The sequence below is a fragment of the Nonomuraea sp. MG754425 genome (genome assembly GCF_021699195.1).
Taxonomy (GTDB): Bacteria; Actinomycetota; Actinomycetes; order Streptosporangiales; family Streptosporangiaceae; genus Nonomuraea.
Window position 1 is genome coordinate 15,593 of the sequence record NZ_SSXE01000126.1, and the last position, 13,180, is coordinate 28,772.

The 13,180-nt window shown below is 73.4% G+C and carries 16 protein-coding genes; 7 read left to right on the forward strand and 9 right to left on the reverse strand.

Translation table 11 applies throughout. The features are described from left to right. The first annotated feature begins 17 nt into the window (after positions 1 to 17). From FAF44_RS34980 to mctP, 4 genes are all read left to right on the forward strand, one after another. A complete protein-coding gene (locus FAF44_RS34980) occupies positions 18 to 578 on the forward strand; it encodes a VOC family protein (protein ID WP_237107624.1) in 561 nt (186 codons plus the stop codon). Then, positions 578 to 1,204, forward strand: coding sequence for a carboxymuconolactone decarboxylase family protein (locus FAF44_RS34985; protein ID WP_237107625.1), 627 nt, complete (start codon positions 578 to 580; stop codon positions 1,202 to 1,204). The genes FAF44_RS34980 and FAF44_RS34985 overlap by 1 nt, the downstream gene beginning before the upstream one ends. 225 nt (positions 1,205 to 1,429) lie before the next feature. Next, positions 1,430 to 1,639, forward strand: a complete 210-nt coding sequence (locus FAF44_RS34990; RefSeq protein WP_237107626.1) for a DUF3311 domain-containing protein — start codon at positions 1,430 to 1,432, stop codon at positions 1,637 to 1,639. Next, positions 1,636 to 3,243, forward strand: coding sequence for a monocarboxylate uptake permease MctP (mctP, locus tag FAF44_RS34995; RefSeq protein WP_308193435.1), 1,608 nt, complete (start codon positions 1,636 to 1,638; stop codon positions 3,241 to 3,243). Before FAF44_RS34990 ends, mctP begins: the two co-directional genes overlap by 4 nt. Before the next feature lie 22 nt (positions 3,244 to 3,265). On the opposite strand, the gene FAF44_RS35000 is transcribed toward mctP, so the two are convergent. Beyond that, positions 3,266 to 3,610 carry a DUF6285 domain-containing protein gene (locus FAF44_RS35000; protein WP_237107627.1) on the reverse strand — a complete coding sequence of 115 codons (345 nt, stop codon included), beginning with the start codon at positions 3,608 to 3,610 and terminating at the stop codon, positions 3,266 to 3,268. A 91-nt stretch (positions 3,611 to 3,701) separates the two neighbouring features. Between FAF44_RS35000 and FAF44_RS35005 the strand changes: the two genes are divergently transcribed. From FAF44_RS35005 to FAF44_RS35015, 3 genes are read left to right on the forward strand one after another with little or no spacing between them, the layout of a single operon-like run. Beyond that, a complete protein-coding gene (locus FAF44_RS35005; protein WP_237107628.1) occupies positions 3,702 to 4,484 on the forward strand; it encodes a CPBP family intramembrane glutamic endopeptidase in 783 nt (260 codons plus the stop codon). 39 nt (positions 4,485 to 4,523) lie between these two features. Continuing rightward, a complete protein-coding gene (locus tag FAF44_RS35010; RefSeq protein WP_237107629.1) occupies positions 4,524 to 5,714 on the forward strand; it encodes an acyl-CoA dehydrogenase family protein in 1,191 nt (396 codons plus the stop codon). After that, the gene (locus FAF44_RS35015) at positions 5,711 to 6,676 is read left to right on the forward strand and encodes a phosphotransferase family protein (protein WP_237107630.1); all 966 of its coding nucleotides are present in this window, start codon (positions 5,711 to 5,713) and stop codon (positions 6,674 to 6,676) included. Before FAF44_RS35010 ends, FAF44_RS35015 begins: the two co-directional genes overlap by 4 nt. Here the strand turns inward: FAF44_RS35015 and FAF44_RS35020 are convergent. The 8 genes from FAF44_RS35020 to FAF44_RS35055 form a co-directional block, all read right to left on the reverse strand. Further along, positions 6,663 to 7,256 carry a TetR/AcrR family transcriptional regulator gene (locus tag FAF44_RS35020; RefSeq protein WP_237107631.1) on the reverse strand — a complete coding sequence of 198 codons (594 nt, stop codon included), beginning with the start codon at positions 7,254 to 7,256 and terminating at the stop codon, positions 6,663 to 6,665. The genes FAF44_RS35015 and FAF44_RS35020 overlap by 14 nt on opposite strands. Next, positions 7,253 to 7,717: a hypothetical protein gene (locus FAF44_RS35025; protein ID WP_237107632.1), complete on the reverse strand. Its 465-nt coding sequence runs from the start codon at positions 7,715 to 7,717 to the stop codon at positions 7,253 to 7,255. Before FAF44_RS35025 ends, FAF44_RS35020 begins: the two co-directional genes overlap by 4 nt. A gap of 163 nt (positions 7,718 to 7,880) precedes the next feature. Further along, positions 7,881 to 9,245 (reverse strand): nucleotide pyrophosphatase/phosphodiesterase family protein, encoded by a 1,365-nt coding sequence (locus FAF44_RS35030; RefSeq protein WP_237107633.1) that lies wholly within the window; start codon positions 9,243 to 9,245, stop codon positions 7,881 to 7,883. Next, positions 9,242 to 10,375 carry a metabolite traffic protein EboE gene (eboE, locus tag FAF44_RS35035; protein WP_237107634.1) on the reverse strand — a complete coding sequence of 378 codons (1,134 nt, stop codon included), beginning with the start codon at positions 10,373 to 10,375 and terminating at the stop codon, positions 9,242 to 9,244. The genes FAF44_RS35030 and eboE overlap by 4 nt, the downstream gene beginning before the upstream one ends. Continuing rightward, entirely contained in the window at positions 10,375 to 11,229 is an 855-nt protein-coding gene (locus tag FAF44_RS35040; protein ID WP_237107635.1) for a TatD family hydrolase, read from the reverse strand. Before FAF44_RS35040 ends, eboE begins: the two co-directional genes overlap by 1 nt. Next, on the reverse strand, positions 11,229 to 11,846 hold the full coding sequence (locus tag FAF44_RS35045) for an EboA domain-containing protein (protein ID WP_237107636.1): 618 nt from the start codon (positions 11,844 to 11,846) through the stop codon (positions 11,229 to 11,231). Before FAF44_RS35045 ends, FAF44_RS35040 begins: the two co-directional genes overlap by 1 nt. Continuing rightward, entirely contained in the window at positions 11,843 to 12,709 is an 867-nt protein-coding gene (locus FAF44_RS35050) for a sugar phosphate isomerase/epimerase (protein WP_237107637.1), read from the reverse strand. The genes FAF44_RS35045 and FAF44_RS35050 overlap by 4 nt, the downstream gene beginning before the upstream one ends. Continuing rightward, a complete protein-coding gene (locus FAF44_RS35055) occupies positions 12,706 to 13,053 on the reverse strand; it encodes a hypothetical protein (RefSeq protein ID WP_237107638.1) in 348 nt (115 codons plus the stop codon). Before FAF44_RS35055 ends, FAF44_RS35050 begins: the two co-directional genes overlap by 4 nt. Positions 13,054 to 13,180: the final 127 nt, after the last annotated feature.

The window sequence follows — 13,180 nt, forward strand, 5'->3', positions numbered from 1 at the left end:
ATAAGTAAGGATTTACTATGAACAGCGAATTCGAGCTCCGCGGAGTCAATCACGTCGCCCTGGTCTGCTCGGACATGAAACAGACCGTCGACTTCTACTCCGGTGTGCTGGGCATGCCGCTGATCAAGACCATCGAGCTGCCGATGGGCTGGGGGCAGCATTTCTTCTTCGACTGCGGGGGCGGCAACGCGCTGGCCTTCTTCTGGTTCCCCGACGCGCCCGACGGGGTGCCCGGCGTCTCGGCGCCGAAGAACCTGCCCGACCGCGGCGAGTTGCTGTCGGCCACCGGCTCGATGAACCACATCGCCTTCGACGTGCCGCCGGAGCGGATCGAGGAGTACCGCGACCGGCTCGTCGCCAAGGGCATCGACGTGGGCGTGCTGCTCAACCACGACGACAGCGAGTTCGGCGTGGCCCCCGAGATGCACGACGGCGTCTTCGTCCGGTCGATCTACTTCAAGGACCCCGACGGGATCCTGGTCGAGTTCGCCGCCTGGACCAGGCAGGTGGGGCGGCCCGGCGACGTCCGGCACGAGCCGAGGACCGCCGCGGACCGCACGGCGGGCCGGGCCGGCTGATGCCCCGGCTGCGCCGGGTGCCGCGCGAGGAGATGACCGACCCGGTCGTGCGGGGCTTCCACGACCGCCTGATCCTGCCCGGCGGGGGCACGGCCACCGGCTCGCCGGGCGACTGGTGGGAGGTCTTCGCGCTCGACCCGAAGATCTTCCGGCACTGCGTCAAGGGCTTCCAGGTCTACCGGGAGATGACGCTCGACCCGGTGCTGCGCGAGCTGGGCCAGACCAGGGCGGGGTGGGCACGGCAGAGCCAGTTCGTCTTCTCCCAGCACTGCAAGCAGCTCCGGGCGCTCGGCGTGCCGGAGGAGAAGGTGCGCGCGGTCGCGCACTGGACGGTCAGCGACCTGTTCACCGAGCCGGAGCGGGCCGTGCTGGCCTACGCCGACGCGCTGGTGCTGGACGGCGGCCGGGTGCCCGACGAGCTGTTCGACGCCCTGCGGCGGCGGCTGCCCGACGAGCAGATCCTGGAGCTGACGTACGCGATCTGCCTGTACGAGATGCACGCCACGATGGCGCGGGCGCTGCGGCTGGAGTTCGACGACCGGCCGGACCCGATCGTGGAGGTGCCGGCGCCCGAGGGATACGGGTCCCGCGACATCGCCGACGATCTGACCGTTCAACGCGAGTAACCGACCATTCGCCGATCGACGGTCCCGTTCACCGGGTGCCTGTCGTTACAGTTTCCTGCGATCTACGCATGTCTCACATCGCACGACTTCTCCCCGTTATTTTTGGCCAAACCGTAATATTGGCGACATTGGGTTTAATATCCCCGCAAAGCTACTCTCCCTCCATTGACACACCTGTCAGGATCCGGCAAACAACCGGGTTCTGATCCGTTCATCGGAGGGTCGATGACTACCGGGGAACCCGGGCAGCCACGCACCGACCGCAGCCCCTGGAACTGGCTGCTGGTCCTGCCGATCGTGCTGCCGTTGCTGACGTTCCTGTTCAACTCAGACGAGCCGCGCCTGCTGGGCTTCCCGCTCTTCTACTGGCTGCAGATCGCGTTCATCATCGTGGGCGTCACGTGCACCACCATCGTCTACAGGATGACCAAGTGAGCGCCCACACGACCGAACTGGTCGTGTTCATCCTGCTGTTCCTGCTGGTCAGCGGCATGGGCTTCGTCGCCTCGCGGTGGCGCCGGCCGACCGACCTGGCCAGCCTCAACGAGTGGGGCCTGGGCGGGCGCAGCTTCGGCTCCTGGATCACCTGGTTCCTGATCGGCGGCGACCTGTACACCGCCTACACCTTCGTGGCGGTGCCCGCGCTGGTGTTCAGCTCCGGAGCGCTCGGGTTCTACGCGCTGCCGTACACCGTCGTGGTCTACCCGCTGGTGTTCCTGGTGCTGGCCCGGATGTGGTCGGTGTCGCACGTGCACGGGTTCGTCACGCCGGCCGACTTCGTACGGGCCCGGTTCGGGTCGCCGACGCTGGCCCTCGCGATCGCGATCACCGGCCTGGTCGCGACCATGCCGTACATCGCGTTGCAGCTCGTCGGCATCGAGGCGGTGCTCAAGGCCATGGGCATCACCGGGCACCTGCCGATCATCATCGCGTTCGCGATCCTGGCCGCCTACACCTACCAGTCCGGCCTGCGCGCGCCCGCGCTGATCGCGTTCGTGAAGGACGCGCTGATCTACATCGTGATCCTCGCCGCGATCATCTACATCCCGGCCAAGCTGGGCGGCTGGGACTCGATCTTCGACGCCGCCAAGGCCAAGTTCGACGCCACCCCGGCGCCGGGCGACGGGATGCTCCTCAACGCCAACAACCAGCTCCAGTACGTGACGCTCGCCTTCGGCTCGGCGCTGGCCCTGTTCCTCTACCCGCACAGCCTCACCGGCGTGCTGGCCTCCAGGAGCCGGGGCGTCATCAAGCGGAACATGTCGGCGCTGCCCGCCTACAGCCTCGTGCTGGGCCTGATCGCGCTGCTCGGCTTCATGGCCATCGCGGCCGGGACGAAGCCGGTCACGACGGACGGCAAGGCCGACACGAACACGATCGTGCCGATGCTGTTCGACCAGATGTTCCCCGACTGGTTCACCGGCGTGGCGTACGCGGCCATCGGCATCGGCGCGCTCGTCCCGGCGGCCATCATGTCGATCGCGGCGGCCAACCTGTTCACCCGCAACATCTACCGCGAGTACATCAACAAGAACGCCACCGACGCCCAGGAGGCCGGCGTCTCCAAGCTGGTCTCGCTGGTGGTCAAGGTGGGCGCGGTGCTGTGCATCCTGCTGCTCGACCCGCAGTTCTCGATCGACCTCCAGCTCATCGGCGGCGTGATCATCCTGCAGACGCTCCCGTCGGTGGCGCTGGGCCTGTACACGCGCTGGTTCCACAAGAGCGGCCTGATCGCGGGCTGGGCGGCCGGCCTGGCGGCGGGCATGTGGATGCTCTACCTCATCCCGAACCCGGCCAACGGCAAGCAGCACTTCGGCGGCTCGGCGTTCGCGCTGTCGAACCTGGGCTTCGACACCAAGATGACGATCTACGCCGGCTTCCTGGCGCTGGCCGTCAACCTGGTGGTGGCGGCCCTGGCGACCGTGATCTTCCGGGCCTCGAAGGTGGCCGACGGCGCGGACGCGACCGCGCGCGGCGACTACTTCGCCGACGAGGGCGACCCGCAGGTCAAGGACCGGGGCCTCACCGCGTCGCACTGAGGCGGCGGGCGGGGGTGCGGGCTCAGCCGCCGGACGGGTAGCCGGGGTTGGCAACCGCCAGCTTCGCGCGTACCGCCGCCTCCAGGGCGCTCACCAGGGCCGCGTCGTCCGCGACGCGGCCCTGCCTGATCGCGGCGGCCAGCTCGGCGTCATCGGCCACGCCCAGCTCGGCCAGCCGGGCGGCGTGCCGCCCGGCCTGCTCGGGGCCGAGCTCGATCTCCCGCTCCACCATGCCGAGCACGTTGACGGCCACGCGGGTGTGGTAGCGGACCCGGCCCTCGACGGCGGGCAGCACCTCGGTCTCGAGGAAGTCGCGGACGGCGGCCACGAGCTGGGCCGCGGTGGGGACGTCGTGCGGAGCGCTCACCCCTCCTGCCTAGCACGTCCGGCCCGGTGCGCCCAGGGCTCCCTACGCCCGCTTTATCCACATCCGATCATGTACGGACTAGTCTGCGGCCATGCACCTTCAGTCCCCTCCTGAGCCGTCCCCGCTGCTCGGACCCCGGCTCATCAGGGCCGAGATCTTCGTCGTGATGTCGGTCTCGCTCGGCGCCAGCGCCCTGATGGCGATCGTGCGGCTGGTCGGGGCGCTCACGGCGCCGCGCGAGCTCAAGGGCCAGCAGGCCGTGCTCGTCGGGTCGATGGCGCCCGGCCGGCCCTGGCTGGACCTGGCGTTGCAGCTCTCGCAGATCGCGATCGCGGTGGCGCCCGTGGGGCTGGTCGCGTACCTGCTGGTGCGCTCGGGCGAGTCGATGCGCACGATCGGCGCGGACTTCCGCCGCCCCGGCGGCGACCTGGCGCGCGGGGCGCTGCTCGCGGCGGCCATCGGCGGCTCGGGGCTGGCCTTCTACCTGGCGGTGTGGGCCAGCGGGGTGAACCTGACGGTCGTGCCGGGCGCGCTGCCCGAGCAGTGGTGGCAGGTGCCGGTGCTGCTGCTGGCCTCCGCCCAGAACGGCGTGCTGGAGGAGGTGATCGTCGCCGGGTACCTGCTGCACCGGCTCGGTCAGGCCGGATGGACGCCGTGGAAGGCGGTCGTGGTGTCGTCGCTGCTGCGCGGCTCGTACCACCTTTATCAGGGCTTCGGCGGGTTCGTCGGGAACGTGGTGATGGGGCTGGTGTTCGGGCGGCTGTACCAGCGGTGGGGACGCTGCATGCCGCTCATCGCGGCCCACACGCTCATCGACGCCGTCGCCTTCGTCGGGTACGCCTTCCTGCGCGACCGGGTGAGCTGGCTGCCCTGAACCGTTGACCGCCGCCGGGGATTCGGGTTGGGTTTTCGCATGAGCTTCGCGGTCCCCGACAGCGTCCGGCCGGTTCGCGACGCCGTGCGCGCGTTCATGATCGAACGGGTCGAGCCCGCCGAACCCGTGCTGCACGCGGGCGGCCCCGAGGCCGCGGCGACGCTGGACGAGCTGCGGGCCCAGGCCAGGAAGGAGGGCCTGTGGGCGCTCGGCCATCCGCGCGAGCTGGGCGGCGGCGGCCTGCCGTTCCTCGACTACGTCTACGTCAACGAGGTGCAGGGGCGCAGCGAGTACGGGCAGCTCGCGCTGGGCACGTACACGCTCCAGGACTCGCTGATGCTGCACGAGCACGCCTCCCCCGAGCAGCGCGAACGCTACCTGGCGCCGCTGGTGCGCGGTGACATCTCCCCCAGCTTCGCGATGACCGAGCCGGGCGTCTCCAGCAGCGACCCCACGCAGCTCACCACGTCCGCGGTGCTCGACGGCGACGAGTGGGTGATCAACGGGCACAAGTGGTTCACCACCGGCGCCTCGCGGGCGGCGTACACCACCGTGATGTGCCGGACCGAGCCGGACGCGCCACCCCACCTGGCCTTCTCCATGATCCTCGTGCCGACCTCCACGCCGGGTTACCGGATCGTCCGCGACACGCCGGTGCTGGGCCTCGACGGCGCCCACTGCGAGGTGCGCTACGAGGACGTCCGCGTCCCCGCCGCGAACCTGCTCGGCCCGCGCGGCCAGGGCTTCGTCATCGCGCAGCGGCGGCTCGGGCCCGGCCGCATCTTCCACTGCATGCGCTGGCTGGGCCAGGCGCAGCGGGCCTTCGACCTGATGTGCCGCAGGCTGCACGAGCGCACGGCGTTCGGCGGGCCCCTGGCCGGCAAGCAGCTCATGCGCCGGCACGTGTTCGACTCCTACACCGAGATCCAGTCCGCTCGGCTGTTCACGTTGCAGGCCGCCGAGGCGATCGACCGGGGCTCGCAGGCCCGGGTCGAGATCGGGGCGATCAAGGTGGTGGGCGCGCGGATGCTGCACAACGTGATCGATCGGGCCATCCAGGTGCACGGCGCCGCCGGGCTGACGGCCGACACCCCGCTGGAGCGCATGTACCGGCACGCGCGGGCCGGGCGGATCTACGACGGGCCCGACGAGGTGCACATCGACTCGGTCGGCCGCCGCCTGCTGGCCGAGTACGCGGCGGGCGGCTCGTGGGAGTTCGGGGCGCGATGAGCGACCTGCCGGCGATCGTCCGCGAGGCGTTCGGCCCCGGCGCGGCCGTCGAGTCCCGCGTCCGGCTGCCCGGCGGGGCCTCCCGCGAGACCTGGGCGCTCGACGTGGCCACGCCGGACGGCGGCCGGCACGAGCTGATCCTGCGGCTCGACTCCCCCGGCGGCGCGCCGGAGACCGGCGCGGGCCTGGCGGCGGAGGCGCGGCTGATGCGGGCCGCGGCCGGTGCCGGGGTGCCGGTGCCGCGGATCATCGCCGGCGGCGAGTCGTACATCCTCATGACCCGCGTCCCCGGGGAGACGATCCCGCGCCGGATCCTGCGCGACGACGCCTACGCGGCGGCCCGGCCCCGCCTGGCCCGGCAGTGCGGGCAGACGCTGGCCGCCATCCACCGCATGCCGCTGTCGGCGCTCCCCGCGCCCGCGCGGCCCGCGCAGGATCCGCTGCTGAGCTGGCGGGAGGTGCTGGACCAGCTCGGCGAGCCGCACCCGGTGTTCGAGCTGGCGCTGCGGCGGCTGGCCGGGACCCGCCCGCGCGGCCGGCGGCCCACGGTCGTGCACGGCGACTTCCGCAACGGCAACCTCATCGTCGGCCCCGAGGGCATCAGGGCGGTGCTCGACTGGGAGCTCGCGCACGCCGGAGACCCCCTGGAGGACCTCGGGTGGCTGTGCGTGAAGGCGTGGCGGTTCGGCTCGCCGCTGCCGGTGGGCGGCTTCGGCGGCTACGACGACCTCGTCCACGCCTACGAGGAGGCCGGCGGGCAGGCGGTGGACCACGAGGCGCTGCGCTGGTGGGAGACGTTCGGGGTGCTCAAGTGGGGCGTCATCTGCGTCATGCAGACGATGCGGCACCTGCGCGGCGGCGCCCGCTCCGTGGAGCTGGCCGCCATCGGGCGGCGCGTGTGCGAGAACGAGTGGGACCTGCTGCGGCTGCTGGACGAGCGGCCGGACCTCACGAAGGGCTGACCTCCCCGCGCGGGGCGATCGCGGCGACGATCACGTCGACCAGGCCCTCCACCACCACGGCGCGGTCCACCTCCGGATGCTCCAGCCACCAGTCGCCGGTGGTCTGCACCATGCCGACGAACGCGTGGCCGAGCACCTGGGCGCGGGTCGGGTCGGGCACCACCCGCTCGGCGGCCAGCATCCCGCCGAGCTCCTCCCCCAGGCTGCGCACCAGCGCGGTCATGTGGGAGCGCACCCTGCTGTCCTCGGCCCCGACCCGGTGGAACAGGAACCGGTAGAGGTTGAGGTTGGCCGAGATCAGGTCGAGGTAGACGCCGATGGCCGCCCTGGCCCTGCCCCGCAGGCCGGCCCGGGTCTCGGCGAGCTCGGGCCGGAGCTGGGCGATCACCGTGCGGACGTGCCGGTCGGCCAGCGCCTGGTACAGGCCGTGCTTGTCGCCGAAGTGGCGGTAGAGGATGGGCTTGGTGATGCCCGCCTCGGCGGCGATGGCCGCCATCGACACACCGGGGCCCTCCCGCAGGATGACCCGGTCGGCCGCGTCGAGCAGCGCTCTGCGCCGATCCGGATCCCGCCCGCTCACGGGTCCAGGATAGATCGCCGGCGGGCCGGGAGCAGCGCCGAGAGCACGAGCACGACGCCGATGAGCGCGTACAGGCCGCTCATGCCGGCCAGGGTGCCGGGCGGTTCGGCGGCCTCGGCCCACGGCGCGCCGTCCGGCTGCGGCCACGGCAGGCCGCCGGCGCGGGCCCAGGGCAGGGTGCCGGCCAGGCCGATCGCGGCGTCGAGGTCGAGGGCGAACAGCACGCCGGCCGCCGCCAGCGGCACCCCGCAGGCCAGCGCGGCGGCCGGCCAGGAGGCCAGGAGGGCCACGACGACCGCCACGGCCGCCAGGTAGGCCAGCCCGAGCGGCGCCGGCGAGAACGCGGCGAGGCCGGCGCGCAGGCTGCGGGCGGCGGCGTCGGCGAGGTAGTAGACGGGGGCGAGGGCGGCCACGCCCGCCACGGCCGCCGCGAGGTCTCGGCGGCGCCGGTCGCGCTTCACATCGGCACACCTTACGCGGGCCGCGGGACGGCGCGGGGCCATACCCGAGCTTTCCCCGTCGCCGCCCTCACCTTCTGGCCGCAATGGCGGCCCGATGCCCAGAATCCGGGCGATCGCCCTGTTCAGCGGCATGATCCGGTGATCTGGGCCGTCCGGGCGCGGCTCACCGCTTGCCCGCCAGCCGCAGCAGCAGATCCTTGACCTCCACGGCCTCGTAACGCTCGCGCGCCTGGGACGGGTCGGAGCAGAGCAGGACGGGCGCGTCGGCCGGATCGGCGGGCAGCAGGCCGTGGGAGCCGCGCACGGCGCGCGCCCCCGCGTCGAGGCCGACGACGCTCATCACGTAGCGCAGGCCCGCCTTCTTGCGCAGCAGCGCGAGCCCCGCCCGCCGCTTGGCCGCCCCCGGGGCCGCGGGGTCGAAGAGCAGCTCGGCCGGATCGTAGCCGGGCTTGCGGTGGATCTCGACGACGCGGGCGAAGTCGGGGGCGCGGGCGTCGTCGAGCCAGTAGTAGTAGGTGAACCAGGAGGCGGGCTCGGCGAGCAGGACCAGCTCGCCCGAGCGCGGGTGGTCGAGGCCGTGCGCGGCCTTGCCGTCCTGGTCGAGGACGGTGGCCACGCCCTCGACGGCGGCGCACAGCTTGGCGACGGCGGGCACGTCGGCGGAGTCGCGCACGTAGACGTGGGCGATCTGGTGGTCGGCGACGGCGAACGCGCGCGAGGTCCACGGGTCCAGGTACTCCATGCCGTCCTGGGTGTGCACGCGCAGCAGCCCCTCGGCCCGCAGGGCCCGGTTGACGTCCACGGGGCGGGAGACGTCGGTGATGCCGTACTCCGACAGCGCCACCACCGTGCGGTCGCCGGCGGCGTCCAGCAGGGGCGCGAGGACGGCGTCCAGCTCCCGGGCGGCGGCGGCCGAGCGCGGGTCGCCGGGGCCGTACCGCTGCAGGTCGTAGTCGAGGTGCGGGACGTAGACGAGGGTGAGGTCGGGGTCACGGGTGGTCATGACGTGCTCGGCGGCACGGCAGATCCACGACGACGCCGCGATCCCCGCCCCCGGACCCCAGTAGCTGAACAGCGGGAACGGGCCGAACCTGGCCTCCAGCTCGTCGTGCAGCTCGGGCGGGTCGGTGTAGCAGTCGGGGTCCTTGCGGCCGTCGGCGCGGTAGATCGGGCGCGGGGTGATCGTCCAGTCGACGTCGGCGCCCATGGCGTACCACCAGCACACGTTGGCCACCGTGTAGCCGGGGCCGGCGGCCTGCCACACCTTCTCGCCGCCGACCAGGGCGTTGTGCTGCCGCCAGAGCAGGACCTCGCCGAGGTCGCGGAAGTACCAGCCGTTGCCGACGACGCCGTGGCCGGACGGCGGCAGGCCGGTCAGGAACGTGGACTGGACCGAACAGGTGACGGCGGGCAGGACGGTGCCCAGCTCGGCTCGGAAGCCGTCACCGGCGACGGCCCGCAGGCGGGGCATGTGCTCCAGCAGCCTCGGCGTGAGCCCCACCACGTCGAGAACCAGCAGCTTGGTCATCCCGTCACTCCCAGGTCGCGCAGCTCGGCACGGGCGAAGGCCAGCTCGGCGGCGATGCCGTCGGCGAGCTGGGCGGGGGTCCGGGGGCGCAGCGCGTCGGGCAGCACGCCCCAGGTGTAGGTCTCCACGTCGTAGTGGTCGCACAGCGGCTCGGGGCCGCCGGCCAGCTCCTTGAGCGCCTCGCGCAGCACCGGGGTGGTGGTGGCCAGCGGTGGGGCGGGGTCGGCGTGCAGCGGCACGTGGTAGTGCACCCGCCACGGGCCCGGCAGGTCGCGATCGAGCGCCTCGTCGAGGTCGTCGGCCGCGCCGCCGTGCGGGTTGCGGGTCTGGTGCAGGAAGCGCGGCTCGGCGTACTCCCGCAGCCCCTGGGGGCCGGCGGTCTCCAGGGCGGCCGAGAGCTGCACCTTGACCACGGGCAGGCCGGCCTCGCGCAGGGCCTTCAGCGCGGCGGCCGGCTGCTCCCAGGCGCAGGCCAGGTGGGCCAGGTCCAGGCAGACGCCGAGCCGGTCGGTGTCGGCTCCGGCCAGGTGGGTGATCGCCTGCCCGGTCGTCTCGACGACGCAGCCGGGCTCGGGCTCGAACGCGACCCGCACGACGCGGCCGGTGGCGGACTCGACGCCGGCCAGCCCGGCGGCGAGCCGGTCGAGGCCGCGGGCCGCCCGATCGGCCATGGCGGCGTCCCAGGGCTCGCGCCAGGCGAGCGGCAGGGTGGAGACCGACCCCCTGGCGGCGTCGTCGGGGAGCAGCCCGGCCAGGACGCGGGCCAGGTCCAGCGTGTACGACAGGCGGGCGGGCGTGGTCCAGTCGGGGCTGTAGACGGCGTGCTTGACGACCGGGTCGTGGAACGAGCGGTACGGGAACCCGTTCAGCGTCACGACCTCCAGGCCCCGCGCGGCCAGCTCACGGCGCAGCCCGGCGAGCAGGACGGGGTCGGCGGCCAGGGCCCCGGCGACGGGGGCGGCCAGCCACAGCCCGAGCCCGAGCCCGAGCACGCCGGCCCCGAGCCGGTCGCGGATCGGGACCGCGTACGTGTCGAACTGGGCGATGATGCCGTCGAGGTCCTCGGCCGGGTGCACGTTGGTGCAGTAGCCGAGGTGCAGCGGCGTGCCGCCGGGGTGGCGCAGCCGCATCACTCGCCGCCGCGCTTGATGGAGCTGCCGGCGAAGGTGGGCTCGGCGGCTCCGGTGACGGCGCTCAGGTCGAGGCGGCCCGACTGGCCGTAGAACTCGACGGGGTTGCGCCACATCACCTGGTCCACGTCGTCCTCGTCGAATCCGGCGGCCAGCATCTCCCGGGCGGTCTCCAGGGTGAGCAGCGGGTCGGAGACGCCCCAGTCGGCGGCCGAGTTCACCAGCACCCGCTCGGTGCCGTACCTGCGCAGCAGCTCCACCATGCGCGGCGGCGACATCTTCGTCTCGGGGTAGATGGAGAAGCCCATCCAGCAGCCGGAGCCGTGCACGAGGCCGACGGTGACCTCGTTGAGGTGATCGACGGCGACCCGGCCCGGCTCGAGGCCGGAGGCTTTGACGAGGTCGAGGGTGCGGCGGGTGCCGGCGGCCTTGTCGCGGTGGGGGGTGTGCACCAGCGCAGGCAGCTCGTGCTCGACGGCCAGCGCGAGCTGGCGTTCGAAGGCGTCGTCCTCCTCGGGGGTCATGGAGTCGTAGCCGATCTCGCCGACCGCGACCACCCGGTCCTTGTCCAGGTAGCGGGGCAGCAGGTCGAGCACGGGACGGCAGCGCGGGTCGTTCGCCTCCTTGGGGTTGAGCGCGATCGTGGCGTGGTGCACCACGCCGAACTGGGCGGCCCGGTACGGCTCCCAGCCGACGAGCGAGTCGAAGTAGTCGGTGAACGAGCTCGGGCCGGTGCGCGGCTGCCCCAGCCAGAAGGACGGCTCCACGACGGCCGCGACCCCGGCGGCGGCCATGCGCGCGTAGTCGTCGGTGGTGCGTGAGGTCATGTGGATGTGCGGGTCGAAGATGCGCATCAGGTCTCCTCGGGGGTGCGGTCGCCGGTGAGGCGGCCGAGCAGGGCGGCGGCGTCGCCGGGCATGGGACGGCCGGCCGCCTCCCGCTCGGCGGCGAACGCGGCCAGCATGGCGGCCAGTTCGGCGTCCGCCCGCTCGTCCAGCCGGTCCACCTCCGACAGCGGGACGCCCATGAACACGCACTTCAGCACCGCCTGCCGCCAGGCGGCCTGGTCGAGGTGGGCGGCGTACGGGCCGAGGGCGGCGGCGAGCAGGCGGGCGTCGTTGGTGCGGATGGCGTCGCGCAGCAGGGGCACCGTGACGGGCAGGGCGTCCGCGCCGGCGGGGAGCATGGGCAGGGCCTTGAGCACGGCGCGTTTCTCGTCGGCGTCGCCGTGGCGGTACAGGTCGTGGGCCTCGGCGGCGGCGCGGCCGGGGGGCAGGGACTCCAGCAGCAGCGCCCGGACGGCCTCGTCGGCGGTCCAGCCGGGCGCGCCGGGCAGCGGGGCCCGGCCGGTGCGCCTGCCCGCCGCGGCGAAGGAGCGGGTGAACCTGCCGGGCTCGGCCAGGGCCTGCTCCAGCCAGGCGGCGTGGGGGGTGTCGCGGAGCGCGGCACGCAGCCGCTCGGGTGGCGTCACGGTCTGCCTCCTCGGGAGTCCGGCTCGGGCCGGCGGAGGGAGTCCTGTTCGGCCTGGCGGAGGAAGGTCAGGGAGCGGGCGGCGACGTCGGGGGCGGCGTGCGAGTGCCGGGGCAGCTCGACGGCGACCAGGCCGCGGTAGCCGGACCTGGCCAGCGCCCGCAGCACCGGCGGGAAGTCGATCTCCCCCTCGCCGAACTCCAGGTGCTCGTGCGTCCCCCGGCGCATGTCGTCGATCTGGACGTTCACGAGGTACGGCGCCACGTCGGTCACGCGGTCGGGCACCGTGCCGGGCTCGTTGCACCGGCAGTGGCCGATGTCCAGGGTGAGGCCGAACCCGGCGGGCGCGCCGAGCGCCCGGCGCAGCGCGTGCCAGCCGGCGATCGTGTCCACGAGCATGCCCGGCTCCGGCTCGAAGCCCAGCGGGATCCCGTCCGCCGTCTCCAGCACCCGCGCGCAGCCCGCCACGAGCCGGTCCCAGGCGGTGTCCGGCGGCACGTGCGCCGGGCGGATGCCCGACCAGAACGACACCGCATCCGCCCCCAGGTCGGCCCCGATGGCGACGGCCCTGCGCAGGAAGTCGACCCGGCGGTCACTGTCGTCGTCGAGCAGGGTGGGGGCGTGCTTGCGGCGCGGGTCGAGCAGGTAGCGGGCGCCGGTCTCGACGACCACGGCCAGGCCGAGCGTGCGCAGCCGGTCGGCGACCTTGGCCACGCGCCCGCCCAGGCCGTCGGCGTACGGGTCGAGGTGGTGGTGGTCGAGGGTGAGGGCCACGCCGGTGTAGCCCAGGCCGGCGATGACGTCGAGGGCGTCCGGGAGACGGTGGTTGGCGAAGCCGTTCGTGCCGTAGCCGAATCGCATCATGTCGGGGACAGCTTCCTGGCCAGGCGGCGGGCCAGCGGGACCACCGCGGCGAGCGCGAGACCGGCGGCGGGGGCGCCGGCCCTGGCGGTCAGCGCGCCCTGGAGCGCGGGCAGGCTGACGATCCCCGCCGTGACGGCCGCACGCACCTGACCCGCCGAGGGGTCGGCGACGGCGCGGGCCTGCGGGGTGGCGAACTGGGAGGCGTACCAGGCCGCCAGCGCGGCCCGCGCGGCGACACGGGCGGTGGCACGGGGCTGGAACCGGGCGACGACCCCGGCGAGCCGTCCCGGGCGCGAACCGGCGGTGGTACCGGAGTCCGGACCGGCATGGCCGCCGAGACGCAAGCGGGCAAGAACACCGGAGGGCGGACCGGCGTGACCGCCGAGGTGCCGGTGGGCGAGAACGCCGGGGAGCGGACCGGCATGGACGCCGGGGCGTGGGCGGGTGGTGGGGCCGGGGCGTGTGTGGGTG

Coding starts and splice junctions, on each gene's coding strand:
- FAF44_RS34980 (WP_237107624.1), top strand. CDS start 18: ATGAACAGCGAATTCGAGCTCCGCGGAGTCAATCACGTCGCCCTGGTC.
- FAF44_RS34985 (WP_237107625.1), top strand. CDS start 578: ATGCCCCGGCTGCGCCGGGTGCCGCGCGAGGAGATGACCGACCCGGTC.
- FAF44_RS34990 (WP_237107626.1), top strand. CDS start 1,430: ATGACTACCGGGGAACCCGGGCAGCCACGCACCGACCGCAGCCCCTGG.
- FAF44_RS35005 (WP_237107628.1), top strand. CDS start 3,702: ATGCACCTTCAGTCCCCTCCTGAGCCGTCCCCGCTGCTCGGACCCCGG.
- FAF44_RS35010 (WP_237107629.1), top strand. CDS start 4,524: ATGAGCTTCGCGGTCCCCGACAGCGTCCGGCCGGTTCGCGACGCCGTG.
- FAF44_RS35015 (WP_237107630.1), top strand. CDS start 5,711: ATGAGCGACCTGCCGGCGATCGTCCGCGAGGCGTTCGGCCCCGGCGCG.
- FAF44_RS35030 (WP_237107633.1), bottom strand. CDS start 9,245: ATGACCAAGCTGCTGGTTCTCGACGTGGTGGGGCTCACGCCGAGGCTG.
- eboE (WP_237107634.1), bottom strand. CDS start 10,375: ATGCGGCTGCGCCACCCCGGCGGCACGCCGCTGCACCTCGGCTACTGC.
- FAF44_RS35040 (WP_237107635.1), bottom strand. CDS start 11,229: ATGCGCATCTTCGACCCGCACATCCACATGACCTCACGCACCACCGAC.
- FAF44_RS35050 (WP_237107637.1), bottom strand. CDS start 12,709: ATGATGCGATTCGGCTACGGCACGAACGGCTTCGCCAACCACCGTCTC.